Annotated in this window: 12 protein-coding genes; all 12 read right to left on the reverse strand. The window is 31.9% G+C overall.

Annotated features, from left to right (window positions below):
* Positions 1–11: 11 nt before the first annotated feature.
* The 12 genes from N0O92_RS12635 to N0O92_RS12690 all read right to left on the reverse strand — a co-directional run bounded on the left by N0O92_RS12635 (position 12) and on the right by N0O92_RS12690 (position 14,180).
* Positions 12–311, reverse strand: a complete 300-nt coding sequence (locus N0O92_RS12635; RefSeq protein WP_315615024.1) for a lasso peptide biosynthesis PqqD family chaperone — start codon at positions 309–311, stop codon at positions 12–14.
* Positions 308–1,234 (reverse strand): HPr kinase/phosphorylase, encoded by a 927-nt coding sequence (locus N0O92_RS12640; protein ID WP_315615025.1) that lies wholly within the window; start codon positions 1,232–1,234, stop codon positions 308–310. The genes N0O92_RS12635 and N0O92_RS12640 overlap by 4 nt, the downstream gene beginning before the upstream one ends.
* A gap of 137 nt (positions 1,235–1,371) precedes the next feature.
* Positions 1,372–1,554 (reverse strand): paeninodin family lasso peptide, encoded by a 183-nt coding sequence (locus tag N0O92_RS23825; RefSeq protein WP_396334506.1) that lies wholly within the window; start codon positions 1,552–1,554, stop codon positions 1,372–1,374.
* Between the two features lie 15 nt (positions 1,555–1,569).
* On the reverse strand, positions 1,570–3,522 hold the full coding sequence (locus N0O92_RS12650; RefSeq protein WP_315615026.1) for an asparagine synthase-related protein: 1,953 nt from the start codon (positions 3,520–3,522) through the stop codon (positions 1,570–1,572).
* A 324-nt stretch (positions 3,523–3,846) separates the two neighbouring features.
* Complete coding sequence (locus N0O92_RS12655; RefSeq protein WP_315615027.1) at positions 3,847–3,987, reverse strand: paeninodin family lasso peptide; 141 nt, start codon at positions 3,985–3,987, stop codon at positions 3,847–3,849.
* A gap of 14 nt (positions 3,988–4,001) precedes the next feature.
* A complete protein-coding gene (locus N0O92_RS12660) occupies positions 4,002–5,942 on the reverse strand; it encodes a lasso peptide isopeptide bond-forming cyclase (RefSeq protein WP_315615028.1) in 1,941 nt (646 codons plus the stop codon).
* Positions 5,943–6,248: 306 nt separating this feature from the next.
* A complete protein-coding gene (locus N0O92_RS12665) occupies positions 6,249–7,055 on the reverse strand; it encodes a glycosyltransferase (protein ID WP_315615029.1) in 807 nt (268 codons plus the stop codon).
* Complete coding sequence (locus N0O92_RS12670) at positions 7,052–8,224, reverse strand: glycosyltransferase family 4 protein (RefSeq protein WP_315615030.1); 1,173 nt, start codon at positions 8,222–8,224, stop codon at positions 7,052–7,054. The genes N0O92_RS12665 and N0O92_RS12670 overlap by 4 nt, the downstream gene beginning before the upstream one ends.
* 355 nt (positions 8,225–8,579) lie before the next feature.
* Positions 8,580–9,569, reverse strand: coding sequence for a glycosyltransferase family 2 protein (locus tag N0O92_RS12675; protein WP_315615031.1), 990 nt, complete (start codon positions 9,567–9,569; stop codon positions 8,580–8,582).
* Positions 9,570–10,134: 565 nt separating this feature from the next.
* Positions 10,135–11,916 carry an ABC transporter ATP-binding protein gene (locus N0O92_RS12680; protein WP_315615032.1) on the reverse strand — a complete coding sequence of 594 codons (1,782 nt, stop codon included), beginning with the start codon at positions 11,914–11,916 and terminating at the stop codon, positions 10,135–10,137.
* A 42-nt stretch (positions 11,917–11,958) separates the two neighbouring features.
* Positions 11,959–12,978 (reverse strand): glycosyltransferase family 2 protein, encoded by a 1,020-nt coding sequence (locus N0O92_RS12685; RefSeq protein WP_315615033.1) that lies wholly within the window; start codon positions 12,976–12,978, stop codon positions 11,959–11,961.
* On the reverse strand, positions 12,975–14,180 hold the full coding sequence (locus N0O92_RS12690) for a glycosyltransferase (RefSeq protein ID WP_315615034.1): 1,206 nt from the start codon (positions 14,178–14,180) through the stop codon (positions 12,975–12,977). The genes N0O92_RS12685 and N0O92_RS12690 overlap by 4 nt, the downstream gene beginning before the upstream one ends.
* Positions 14,181–14,212 lie beyond the last annotated feature (32 nt).

Consider the following 14,212-nt stretch of genomic DNA (forward strand, 5'->3'; position numbering starts at 1 on the left):
TTACCTCCGAATCAACTTTTGCCTTCTACATGCACTAACCCTTCATCGATCAATTGACTTAAAAAGGTAATAACATGCTCCTCACATTCAGCTTTTTCTACATCATATTGTGCCTGTAATTTAGTTACTAAATCTTCAAGAGTAATTGGTTCTTTGATCGAATCCCAAATGTCGCCACCAATTTCCCCAAGGTTGTAGTATTTGCCATTATGGATACTTAGCATCACTTTTTCCCCATCCATATCGGAAACAATATTGCCTTCTACTTGACTTACAACATGAAAATTTGCAATATTTTGATTTTTAATCATAGAACCTTCTCCTCCTCGTATACCGTTTCTAAAATTAATTCCGTTAAGTCATGGGCAGTAAACCTAGATACTGGTCGCTGCAATTGGTACAATTCAATATGGTTTGCCATTTTGGCTGTTGTCTGGAAATGCCAATCCATCAAACCTGCTGGTCCAATAAAGAAATTTCGATATGTATGAACGAATAATGTATGCAATCTGTTTAAATTTTGAATAGGTAGCATCTCAATTTCTTCATTTTCTGTTTTTACAAGTTCGATGACCCCAGCGAGTGGCATAGGTTCCGAGACAAATTGATTCGTTACTGGTATCGCAAATTTTGTTTCACGATCGATAATGGGACGGTATCCATCTGATGTCATCCCAAATTGACTCAAGCTCTCTAACCAAAGTTTTTGTTGAGGATAAGAAGGTGTAACAATTGGATAACCTGATTCATTTAATGTAACAGGTATGACATCATCACTTAAAAGTTGGTAACCTCGCTTTATAAAAGCCGAAGCTAATGTGGATTTTCCCGCACCAGAATTACCTACGATCGCATAGGCTTTTCCACCGATCACAACTGCACTGCCATGTAATGGGAGAATTTTTCTTTGCATTAAGATTGCCCCCATACAAGTACCTAGCGTATAGAGTCTAATGTGGTCCTCATGAGCATCATCAAATGGAGAAACGAGAATTTCGCTTCCATTTCTGATTAGAAAAATCGCAACTTCTGGCATACGGAACATGATGAATGTTTTATCGATCACGAAATACTGATCATCATCTGAATGTTCGAACCAGACTTGTTGTAAATCTGCTTGTTTTATGACAACATCTGGGTCTTTTTCTGCTAGTTCGGTTGGAAGTAACTCTGGTAGAGGAAATTCGCTAGTAATAGTAAGTCCGAAAGCTGTGTAAGAGATTGGGTTAGTCACCGTGTTTCCTCCTTAAGAAAGTCTATCTACATCTACTTAGGTTTCCCTTATACTTGCTTAAGGTATAAGGGAGGGATTTACTGATACATTTTACCCCTCTACTTGTTTAAGGTATTGGGTGGCTTAAAAAAAACTCATCAACTACCAAATACTGGGTCTGATTCTGCACTCTTATTACAACTCTTGTTCGACTGACCATCATGAGTTTCATGATTCTGATTATTAGTGCAATAACTATCTGGCGCTGCATTTCCTGGTCCACCCATTGTCAAACTAACATCAAGTACTTCTAAAATCGGCTGTCTCCAACTCTTCTTCATCTTTATCACCTCCTTTCAAATTAGTTTTCTTACAAATCGATAAACAATCAAACTTCGTGTCAGCATTCTAAATTCTTCGTCAAATAAATACTCGGGTTTTGGTTCGCCTCCCACATTCTTCAGAGCTCGTTTGACAGTTTTTATGTCTATTAATTCTGATAGCATTGGGTCCTCAGTTAATTGTTTCAATTCATAAATAAACGAAGACCAATGTGGAGCAATTCGATAAATCATATCAGCTGACTGTAAACCTCTAAACTTCTGATTTAATCTAACTTTATTTGGTATAATCCCTTTCGTTGCTCTTCTAATTAAAGACCTCTCTAGTCCACCTACAACATATTGTTCTTTTGGTATTGATAAACAAAAGCGAATCACACGTAAATCATTTGTCGGATCTCGGTCCCACACCCCATACTTCAACGACAGTTTAGTCCCAATCGTCCCTGCTTTATTCCAGGAAAAAAGCTGAGAGAAATGCTTATCCCTAAACTCATATTCACTCATTGTAGAATTTCCAGCTAAATTAACTCCATAGTCTTTGAGTCTTTCATATATATCGGTTTTTTTTGCAAGTGAAGGACTAATTAAGGACGGTGGTTGATAATTATATGTAGCTTGCCTTTCTATCAACTGATTAATTTGCGGAAATGCCTTTTTTAGAATCACCGGTACCATTACAGATTTCCCTGTCTTAAAATTGTTACAGTATAGCCCTAATTGATTATAAAGTTGAATCCATCTTAGCTTCTTTAATAACGTAGTATAATAATTCATTGTTAGATTCCAAGAACCAAACGAAATTGAATGATTCCCTCTTGCTCCATTTAAAAGAACTTTAATCCCTCGCTCTGAAGCTATCTCACTTATTCCTTTTAACCAAAATGAATTCTCAAAGAATTTATACGGCATTTCCATTATCTCTAACAGTTCATCTATTTCAGTTAAAGAATTTCTATTTTCAAAGCTTAAGTAATTATCTTGTATATTCCCAACGTGATTAACTGTTTGCTTTATAAACGGTCTTTCATCAGGAAGATAATAATGAGGTGTCCAATCTTTAAATCCTTCTTTAGGAATGTAACTAAAAGTATGTAATTTTTTATTTTGTCTTTTGAGCTCTTTAGCTGCAAATCCTACAACTGCTCCTGAATCAAGTCCACCACTTAACTGCGAGCCAACTTCACCGTTAGCCCTTAATCTACAATTGACTGCTTTCTGAAAAGTCTCTTTAAAAGCCTCTTCGTATTCTTCATTAGACTTGAACATTAACGTTTCTTCAAAATCAATTACACAATACCTTTTTACCTGAACTTTATTATTAATTACAGTTATACTGTGAGATGGAGGTATCTGGTTAATAGCTTGATAAACAGTAGCATTCATATCTACTGCTTCGATCATTCCTGGTAATGTTAAAAATTCAGCAAGCCACTCTTCATTTAATCTTTTAGGAACATAAGGAAGAGTAAACAATGGTTCTATTGTTGTAGAAAAAGCAAAATGATTTTGGTCTCGATAATAATAAAGTGTCCTGGCACCTGAGAAATCTCTTGCTGCAAAGAGTACTTGATTTTTTTCATCCCATATGACAAAAGCAAAGTCACCTATCAAGTACTTAGGTACATCTTCACCCCAGTTTTGATAAGCCAAAAGAATTAATTGACTATCGGGCATTGCAGATCTATCTTGATTATTAACCTGTAACATATCAAATAACTCTTTTCGATTATCAAGGATCGCATCAGCTGTTATAGCTAGTTGGGTATTATAGTCATAATAAGGTAACTTTTCATTGATTGATTCAGGTGTGATCCATTGTGCATGACACCCCAAAAAGATATTATCCTGTTGCAAAGTATTAACATTATCCGCTGGAAAACGCTGCAAAGACTTCATTAAATCCATACTATTGTTATTATTAATTGGTTCTTTTTTAAAGTTATATATGCCAACAATTGCACTCATTACAGCCTCCAAAAACCACTTCATTCGCACACTTTATAAAGAACAATAGGGAAGTAAAAAACAAGATAATGATTTAATTTACTTTTAATTACATAATCTGCTATTCTTAATAAAGAACACAGCCGTAAAAAAGTGTTTTTACTTAAATATCAAATGTCTTTTTTTTGCGATATAAAAAAATAATCTGCCATTTTTACCGCTTAGATTTTTGGTAAACTAATTTAATAAAACCTAGCTTTATTAAGTTAAAGTTCTCCTATATAAGAGAACTTTAACTTATAATTTAATATGATTTCATATGTATGAAATCGAAAAAACCAAATATTAACTGTAAGTTAAAATTAAACCTTCTCGAGGTGTACCCTCAGGATACGTTTGATCTAGATGATCACCATTATGAGGGTTAGCCATGGTCATGTTTACATCAAGTACTTCTAACTCTGGTTTTTGCCATTCATTTTTCATTTTTTCACCCCCTTTCAAGCAAACCTTTTTATAAATTTTGAAACAATCAAACTGCGCATTAGTAACCTATAGTTCGGATCAGTAGCGTATTCTGGACGGGGCTCTCTAGCTACTTTTTCAATACTTTGCTTAATAATTTCACCGTCGACAAAGGTTAATAGCTTTTCATCATTAGCCATCAACTTAATATCATTTATAAATTCATCCCAAATAGGAGTCATTCGATGAACCCAATCAGCTCCTTGAACACCACGTATACGCTGGTTCAACCTTACTTTATCAGGTAATAAATTTTTAGTGGACCTTCTAATAAGTGCTCGATCCATTCCATTCTGAACATACTGTTCTTCAGGAACAGATAAACAAAAGCGGATAACTCGTAAATCATTGGTTGAATCTCGTTTCCACAACGAATAGCGCAATGATAATTTAGCAGCTAGAGTATTCGTTGCATGCCAATGAAAAATATCTTCAAAATGTCTTTTTCTTTGTTCAAAAATATCATTTGTACCAAACCAACCTGTCTCATCTAAACCATACTTATTAATTTTATTAAACGCATCTTTCCTCTTTGCGAAATCTTCATTAATCAACCTAGGGAAATGATTATTCGTAACCGAAGAGCTCATTTTATTTATTTTTGGAAAAGCTACTTTAGCTAGTACAGGGATTCTGCGTAATCGAGCCCCACCCGCATTCTGACTATACTGGTTTAATTCTTTGTAGAGCTTTAACCATTTCATTTTCTTAAGAAGAATCGCATAATAATTTAGTGCGTGTCCCCATGAAATAGTGAAGTTTCCTCTTCCTCCATTTAACAGAACTCCTATCCCTTTTTTATTAGCTGTCTCAAACATTCCTTTTATCCAAAATGAATTCTCAAAAAATTTATATGGCATTTCTAGAATATCGAGATATTCATTGATTTCAGAATATGAATCTTTTCCGTCAAAATCTAAATAATGATCCTTAATTCCCCCAATATAATTAACTGTTTCTTTAATAAAAGGTCTCTCGTCAGGCAACAACCGTTTTGGTGTGTAATCTTTGAAATCTTTTACAGGGATATAACTAAATGTATGTAATAGCTTATTTTCGTTTTTAAGAGATCTTGCCGCAAATCCGACAACTGAACCTGAATCTAATCCCCCACTTAAATGAGCGCCAACTTGGTGGTGTGTACGCAAACGAGAATTAACAGATTTTTGAAAGACTTCCTGAAAAGCTTCTACATACTCGTTATCAGATTTCAAATTTAATTTACTGTCAGCTAACAAAGTACAATATTGTTTAATTTTAACTCTATTTCCTTCTACAGAAATACTATGAGCAGGTGGTACTTGTTCAATTGTTGTATAGGGAGTTATTGATGTATTTACGGTATCTACAACTGAAGAAATAGCCAAGAATTCAGATAACCAATCTTCATTTAACTGCTTTTGTATATACGGTAAATTTAGTAATGCTTCTATAGTTGTACAAAAAGCAAAATGCTTTTTGTCTTGGTAATAATATAAGGTTCTAGTTCCAGAGAAGTCTCTAGCTCCGAAAAGTTTTTGTTTTCTCTCATCCCATATCATAAAAGCAAAGTCACCTATTATGTATTTGGGACAATCCTCTTCCCACTTGTAATAAGATAGTAAAATTAATTGACTATCTGGAATGGTTTTTCTTAAACCTGTTTCTACCTGTAATAAGGTAAATAATTCCTCACGGTTATCAATTATGGCATCCGCAGTAATAGCTACGTTTCTTTCTGAATCATAAAATGGCAATTGCTCGCCTATAGATTCAGGTGTAATCCACTGCGAAAGACATCCAAGGAAAGCATTATTTTTGTTCCAGCATTGAATATCATTAGCAGGAAATTGAGCTAGATTATCCATAATGATTGAATAATGATCCCTTGTAACAGGTGCATTATTTGAATGATAAATTCCAGCAATTGCGCTCATAACTTCCTCCTATTGTGTATTGTTCTCATTAAAGAACAATCTCACCAAAAAAATGTGTGGATAGCATGATCCAACAGTGTTAAAAAATATTAATAAGTTATTGATTAATAAAAGTCACTCGTTAATTCTTTATTAAGAACACCTGTTACCTTTATCATACAACATAATCACCATAAGTCAATATCCCTATAAATAAATATTTCTAAATTCTTATCGCATTTTCAGGGAAAAATACGGATTTAACTACGTAAATTAAAGCATGCGATTTAATATACCCTTACAATAGGATTTGAATTCTCTATATAGTTAATTATACCTATAACGCCGTAGGAATTTATATAATCCATTAGGCACTAATCCAACGATTAGGGGGCGAATAGCATAAATATAAGATGTGCATGGCAGCTTCAACATTTTATACCCACTGAATCGTACGTATGCTTCTTTTAATCTCAAGTTGTATTTTCGTCTAGTAATAGCACTACGATCATCCCTTACTTCATAAAGAGACTCTTTAATATTGCAGCCTCTCGACCCATTAGCATACATTCTAAACCATAGATTATAGTCTTCAACACGTAAGGTTTTCTTTGTAACATCATATCCATTAACAGCTAACAAGGCCTTGCGCCGAACCATAGATGGGGCATGGCAAAAAGGTGATTGAGCGATAAAATCCTCTGGCAATGGTTTTTCAATTGGGATAATCTCACCCCAAAACCCTTTTTCATCAAAAAATTTCATCCCTGTACTGACAATATCATACTGTTGATTAATATCTAGCATCCTTACTTCTTTTTCTAATCGTTCAGGTAGAGAACGATCATCAGCATCTTGTCTAGCAATATACTCTCCCCTACAATGTTGAAGGCATTGGTTTAGGCTATATGCAAGTCCTTGATTTTTATCATTTTTAATCACTTTAATGTTAGAGTATTGATCTGCATATTGTCTTGCAATACAATAGGTGTCATCTGTTGAACCATCATCGCACATAATTAATTCCCAATTCTTGTATGACTGATTTACTATTGAGTCTACACTTTCTCTTAAAGTACCAGAACAGTTGAAAATCCCCATAATTATTGATACTTTGGGCTTATCGTACTTCATACTACCCCCTCTTTTCTTGCCCTTTCTTTCATAACAAGCCTATTTCTGTCCTCAAGAATATGTTTCCAAAGTACCCGTTGATCAAATTTTTCACGAACAAATACGATAGCTTTTTCACCCATTTCGTGACGTAGCGTTGGATTTAACATTGTCTTCATTGCTTCAATTAAAGGATCTACTTCACCTTTTGGAACGACCAGACCTGTTTCTCCTCGCTGCATAGCATCAGTAGGTCCAGGTATATCAGTTACAATAACGGGAATTCCCATTGCTTCAGCTTCAATAACTACAGAACCAAACCCTTCACGATAGCTTGGTAAAATAAAAACATCAAGAGCAGAATAGTATTTTTCTACTTCATTGGTAAATCCACAATATATTACTGTTTCACTTTGCTGAGACCATTCAAATAAGTCCTGGTTAACTCCGTCATTATCCTCAGGACCTATCATCATTAATTTAACATTATCATTATTTTTCGAAAAATGTTTAAACGCTGAAAGAAGCTCATTAATTCCTTTATCTTTATTAAGTCTTCCTATAAAACCAAATACTAAATCATTTTTGGAAATTTTATATTTCTGGCGAATCTCATCGCTCCATTTTTGCTTTGAAGTAAAATCAAACCTAGTAAGATCCACCCCGTTCGCACTTCCATTCCATATCACGTTACTTTTGTAACTAGTATAAAGCTTTTCTGATTTGCTGAATTGTAAGTTTCTATAACTATCCGGCTCTATATAGGTAGAAAGAGAGCATACTATCTTCTCAATAAATTTAAAAACCCTTCTGCGCCAACCAGTAAAACCGACATAACGTATTCCCCACTGACAATACAGTCTAACTGGGGTTCTTGTTAGGTATGAAGCAATTGAAGCATATAGTGCAGCGTTAGGTGTAGAATATTGAACAATATCAAATCTCTCTTTCTTGAACAAGCTATAAAGAAGATACAATCCCTTCAATGCGCCTACCCCATCAAAACCCCTTTTCATAGCAATCGGTCTATACTTAATATTTTTTGGTAGGATAGCTTTTAATTCTCCATCATAATTACAAACTATTGTTATATCGTAATCATTCTGTGATAAAAAATAAAGTTGTTGCAGGAGAAAACTTTTAATCGTTATTGACGTCGTTGTGACAACACAGATTTTCTTTTTTTTCATCAAATTTTATTAGCTTTCATTGTATTATTTGCTCCTTATCATATAAATTAGGAACTGAAAAATAAATAGATAGGTTATAAATCATACACTCAATGCTAATCCATACTCTAGCAAATTTCTTTATTTGAACTAGACTCTAGCTCTAATTCAATTAGTTTTTTAAGAACATTTAATTCTAGCTTGATTCGATCGATATTATTTTCCTCACTTTTTCGTTGATATGTATAGAAACCTTCTAAATCAATATTTATAATTTTTTTGTTTTTCAGATCGTAAATTAAATTTATTATGTCTTTTTCCACATCTTTTCATTTGTTAATAAAATAAATCTTTTGTTTTTACATACTCCAAAATATTAAGAGCGAATCCCAACTAGACTTCTTATGTTTAAGTACAATAACCCTATGCTATAGTTATAATTAAATAAAGCCATTTTTAATCTAAGTCCAATAGGACTTCTTTTCTTTAAAGAAGCATAATAATTATTTTTATTAATATTAATTTTCTGTTCTTTCCAAGCCGAATTCATTTTTTTATGGATTTCCTCATAAGAACTAGTACAAATTATTTTGTTATAAAAAATATGTGTATAAGCTAAGTAATTAAATTCTTCTATATATTTTTGATATAGTTCTTTCTTAATTAGGCTTTCCTTTATAAATTCTACAGCTTTTGGAATATCTAGTATCCTTTCATCTAAGCTCTTTGTAACACTATCTTCTCTTTGATAATAGTAATATAAATTATTCTCTAAAAGAGAAATCTTTGGATTATGAATAAAAAGGTTTATATTTGTAGCTAGATCCTCTGCATATCTTACATTGCTAGGAAACTTAATGTTATAACTAAAAATAAATTCCTTCTTTATAAATTTCGTGACCAAATTGGGAGAAATGTGACATAATATTGCATTTTTTAAATTATCATCTAATTTCTCAAGATCTTTCGCATAAGCCCTTTGAGTTTTATGTCTATCATTATAAGTGACAAAATAATTATATAATACTATATCTGCATCTGTATCTTTTGCCCTATTGTATAATAGTTCAATTGTTTCTTTATGAATCCAGTCGTCACCATCTACAAATAGTATATATTCACCTTTAGCGATATCCAGTCCGGACTTTCTAGCTTCCATTGCTCCGGAATTTTTTTTATTAATTATTTTTATTCTGTTATCAATTATAGAAAAGGCTATTATTTTGTCTAAAGTGCTATCTGTAGAACCATCATTTACAACAATTATTTCTATCTCATTATATGTTTGTTTAATTACTGAATTTAAGCACTTTTCTATATAACCCTCAATGTTATACGCGATAACAATAATACTAACTTTACACATAAAACCACCTTTTTTTCTTAGAAATATAGTGTTCAAGAAATCATTTTTCAAAATTTTTTTAATACTTCCTAAGGGAGCAACTCAGTTCACAGAATATCTTTATTTTCAAATTATCAATTCGTATTAAAAACACCTTAATAATTTGATTAAGGTGTTTTATTTAAACAATATTTTTCTAATTAGATTCTTATTTTATAGATTTCTTCAAATAAATTGAGTTTTTTACTTGAATATTTGAGTTGGTAATATAGCCCTAAAAGTTGTTGTAACTGTTTCTTTTTTTAAATTGAAAATCTTATACTCCCTTGACGCAATTTCAAAAAGAGTTATCCCTTATGGCCAGCTGTTAATAATGAAGGAAAAGAGTAGCTCTATTATTCTTTTTTACATAAAAATGATAAGTGAATTGAAAAGCACGAAATGTCCTTAATTAATAAAGTAGGTACCTTATTGAATGGTCCCTAGCCTGTCATGCCAAAAAAAGGGAACGGTTTAGCTCTTTTGTATAAATCATGAAATAATTCTGATAAAGTTTGTATTATTACCTTTAATTTAAAATAAATATTTAAATAATTGATTTTACAACCTTATTTTTAATTTCTACTAGTTTACCTTTTTTAATCTCAAAAACAATATCACAGTTTTCAATTGTACTTAATCGGTGTGCAATAATAATTAATGTCTTTTCACCTTTTAAACCGTCGATAGCTTTCATAAATTCTTTTTCAGTTTGATTGTCTAGAGCTGAAGTTGCTTCATCCATAAATAAAATCTCTGGATTATGATACAATGCTCGAGCAATTCCAATTCGCTGCCTTTGGCCTCCTGAAAGTCTGACACCTCGCTCCCCAACTTCTGTTTCTAATTTGTTAGGAAGCGATTCAACAAATTCTTTTAATTGCGCTTGTTCTAGTGCTCTCCAAACTGCATCGTTATTAATCTGCGAATTTTCTATGCCAAAAGCAATATTTCCCCGTATAGTATCATCAGAAAGAAATATAGATTGGGGGATATATCCTATTTTTTGTTGCCAAAGTGATTTTATGTCTTTTATTTCGTTACCATCAACAGATATACTTCCTTTTTCCGAATGTAATAATCCAAGAATAATATCAACAAGAGTTGTTTTCCCAGCACCTGACTCCCCTATAAATGCAACTGAATTTCCAATCGGTATAGTTAAAGAGACATCTTTAACTGAATACTCTTGTTGACCTGGATAACGGAAAGATACTCCGGTTAAATTAATTGATTGATGAAATGCTCTCCTTCCTTTACGGATTAACAGGTCATTTGCTTCTTTATCAAGAATACTATTAGAGGATTTGTCTTTGTTGTTAAACAAATCGTCGTAAACAACTGTTAAAGCTGGCTGACTGTATCGAATAGTTGTTATTAATGCAACAACACGATTGATCGAAGGCATTAGTCGAAAAGCTGCCATTGCGAAAAGTGCCATTGTAGAAACTAGCTGTGTTGTATCTAAACCTTGGAAAATGATAATAAGCATAGTAATAAGAACAATAGATACCAATAATGTCTCAATAAATAACCTTGGAACTAACTCTAACATTTTCATAAAACGGCTATTTTTTACTTTAATAAGACTTTGCTTTGTGTAAGCGTTTATAAAGAAGCCTTCTTTCCCTGACACTTTCACTTCTTTACTTGCTCCTAATCCCTGATTAACCCACTTTATAATAGTTCCGCTTACTTTTTGTTGTTCTTTTCCTAAATAACTAATTTTTTTCCGGAACACTTTGAAAAATATAACTACACTGCCACCTAATAATACAGAAGCAGTAATAGTTGCTACAGGTGCTGTAATTAATAACAATATCAAAATAAATGCAATGACAAATACCTCTGTTAGTAGTTGAAAGCTTGACATTACGATTCCTTGGAATACTTTAGGTACTTCTCCGTTTACATTCCTAAGTAAGTCAGAGGTATTTCTTTGCAAATGGAAAGTGTAAGGTTTTGTTAAGTATTCTTTGAATAATTCTCTTGATAATTTTACTTGTTGATTATAAATGACTCTATACTGTATATAATGGAAGAATAATAAATATACATTCTTAAAAAGAAAAATCGAAAGTAAAAAAGCTACTGAAAATATGATAAAACTTGTTGTTGATTGGAAATTAAACAGTTCATAAATATATGATAATACTGCCTGCTCTTGTATTATTCCTGGATTAGTAACCATACCAACAAAAGGAACAATTAAACCTATTCCTATTGTTTCAAATAAAGCAGCTACGATCATCATAAAGAAGATAACCAATAATTTTTTCTTTTCTTTTTTATTAAACAACATTAGTAATTTATTAATTGTATTAACCAAACTAATCAACACCTTTAGTAAAAATTTCATTTAAAAATAAAACTATATTTTTTTCAACCTTTTCTTTACTTTTACAATCGTCACAAAGGCCTTTTCATTTTTCATTAAGCATATCCATTTTAATAATCTATAATAAATTGATGGACTAGGACACTTTACTAATATTTTAGTAAAGTCATCATCTTTCAATATACTTGTTAAATACTCAAGTTTCTTGGTAGAAGAAAATTCACTATAAACTATACTTTGCATATGATTAAGGGTATTTATTACAAATTTATTTTCAATTTTTGCAACTAAATGTGGAACATTGTATTTATTACACAATGCCACCCCAAAATTTTTACTATCTAGATAATAGTCATAGAAATCTAACCTAAAAGTCTGTGTTAACGACTTTTCATTTCTTATGTAATAGTTATATAATGGCTTTTTCTTAAAAACTATATTATTTACTTGTTGCAACATAAGCAGATTTAACCTTGCGTCTTCACCATGATGCCTTGTTTCATCAAACTTTATTTTTTTATTGTTAAACCAATATCTTCTATATAACTTATTACAGCAAGACAATAAACTATAATAGTTACTATTCAATATTGAAGGGATGATATTAGCTTTAATATTGTTTTTATCGATAGGACGGTCTACTGTTTCCCAAACAGTCGAAACTTTAGTTTCCTTTGTTTTTAAATTTATTGTCTTAATTGGACAGACAACCATATCTGCAAAAAATAATGAAGCTTGTTCATATAAGACTTCATACATATTTGGTTCAATATCATCATCTGGGTCAACAAATCCTACATATTCTCCCTTAGCAATTTCTATCCCGCTATTCCGAGCAGATGCAACACCATTATTTTCTTTATGTATAACAATTACTCTATAATCATTTTTAGCATATTCTTCACAAATTTCACCACAGTTATCTGGTGAGCCATCATTTACGAGTATTAATTCAAAATCTTTAAAAGTTTGAGCTAAAATTGAATCTAAACATTGTTTCAAGTATTTTTCAACATTATATATTGGAACAATGATACTTATCTTAGGGTTCATCCTACAAATTCCTTTCTATTAATAAAACTATCTAGCTTTTTGATCTCCTTTTTGAAGTTAGCTTTATCTTTTTTTAAATTTGTAATTAATCTTGATCGCTCTTGTCTATTTTCGACTAAATATTTAACTTTCTCATATATTTCTTCTTCATTACTTTTAACAATATATCCATTGCACTGATCGTTAATTTGTTCGAAAGCACCAATAAAATTAGTCGTAACAATTGGCTTATTTAAACTCTTAGCTTCTGCTAGAGTTAAACAATACCCCTCATGTCTGGATGTTTGAACATAAATATCTGATTTCTCAATGAACGGATATGGGTTTACTTTTGCTCCAAGTAATATAAAATCATTGCTTACTCCATACTCTTCTATTAACTTTTCATAACCTTTCCTAGCATTACCCTCCCCAACACAATACCACCGAACGTTATAGCCTTTTTTCCGAAGCTTTGCTAATACTTTTATGGCTATGTCTTGCCCCTTTTCCTTTGAAAGCCGTCCGACGGTCACGATCTTTATTCCTTTAAAGTCATCATCAAATTCAACAGATCTTTGTGCCATATCTCTAATTAGTTCTTTAGATATAACATTCATAAAGACCTCAGTTTTGCTTTCTATATTAGGGATTTTCTCTATTAATTTTTTACTAGCCTCATTAGAAACCGCAAAGATTTTGTCATATTGAATGTAAAGTTTTTTATATAGTCTCTCATTGATTAAATGCTTAGAAATATCAAAATGAACCCAGGATATTTTTTTCTGCGCTGTTACTTTATTGGCTACATAATAATCAATAATATCCGTTGGTCCTTGATATGAAATGGCAACATCATATGTTGTTTCTTTTATAGGAACACTTTTTAATACTTCTTTGTAATATAAATATCTGTTATCAAGGTATTTCGATACTAAATAGGAACATACAAAACTCGGAATCCCTATAAAGTGTTTATTTGAGTAATAATCCTTGACTGTTTGTTGAGGTGGCTGCATAATAACCGGCTTAATCTCTTTAAACCAAGTAGCTTCCTCTACTTTTACCCAGTCTGGAATTTCCTTCAAGAAACCACCTTTTTTCTCTAAAAGTAAAACTGTAATATCATATTGGTCTTTTGGCATGACAGATAAAAGTGAAAGCAATGACTTTTCTACACCACCAATATTCATACTGCTAAGCATGAATAATACTTTCTTCATTATGGCCACCTCTTAAAAACTGGAATAATTAT

Source organism: Alkalihalobacillus sp. MEB130 (assembly GCF_032335535.1).
In the GTDB taxonomy this organism is placed as follows: domain Bacteria; phylum Bacillota; class Bacilli; order Bacillales; family Bacillaceae_D; genus Halalkalibacter.

Bases quoted from the DNA above. Each gene is read 5' to 3' on its own strand.
- N0O92_RS12685 (WP_315615033.1), bottom strand. From the start codon at position 12,978: ATGAACCCTAAGATAAGTATCATTGTTCCAATATATAATGTTGAAAAA.
- N0O92_RS12650 (WP_315615026.1), bottom strand. From the start codon at position 3,522: ATGAGTGCAATTGTTGGCATATATAACTTTAAAAAAGAACCAATTAAT.
- N0O92_RS12655 (WP_315615027.1), bottom strand. From the start codon at position 3,987: ATGAAAAATGAATGGCAAAAACCAGAGTTAGAAGTACTTGATGTAAAC.
- N0O92_RS12635 (WP_315615024.1), bottom strand. From the start codon at position 311: ATGATTAAAAATCAAAATATTGCAAATTTTCATGTTGTAAGTCAAGTA.
- N0O92_RS12660 (WP_315615028.1), bottom strand. From the start codon at position 5,942: ATGAGCGCAATTGCTGGAATTTATCATTCAAATAATGCACCTGTTACA.
- N0O92_RS12670 (WP_315615030.1), bottom strand. From the start codon at position 8,224: ATGAAAAAAAAGAAAATCTGTGTTGTCACAACGACGTCAATAACGATT.
- N0O92_RS23825 (WP_396334506.1), bottom strand. From the start codon at position 1,554: ATGAAGAAGAGTTGGAGACAGCCGATTTTAGAAGTACTTGATGTTAGT.
- N0O92_RS12690 (WP_315615034.1), bottom strand. From the start codon at position 14,180: ATGAAGAAAGTATTATTCATGCTTAGCAGTATGAATATTGGTGGTGTA.
- N0O92_RS12665 (WP_315615029.1), bottom strand. From the start codon at position 7,055: ATGAAGTACGATAAGCCCAAAGTATCAATAATTATGGGGATTTTCAAC.
- N0O92_RS12675 (WP_315615031.1), bottom strand. From the start codon at position 9,569: ATGTGTAAAGTTAGTATTATTGTTATCGCGTATAACATTGAGGGTTAT.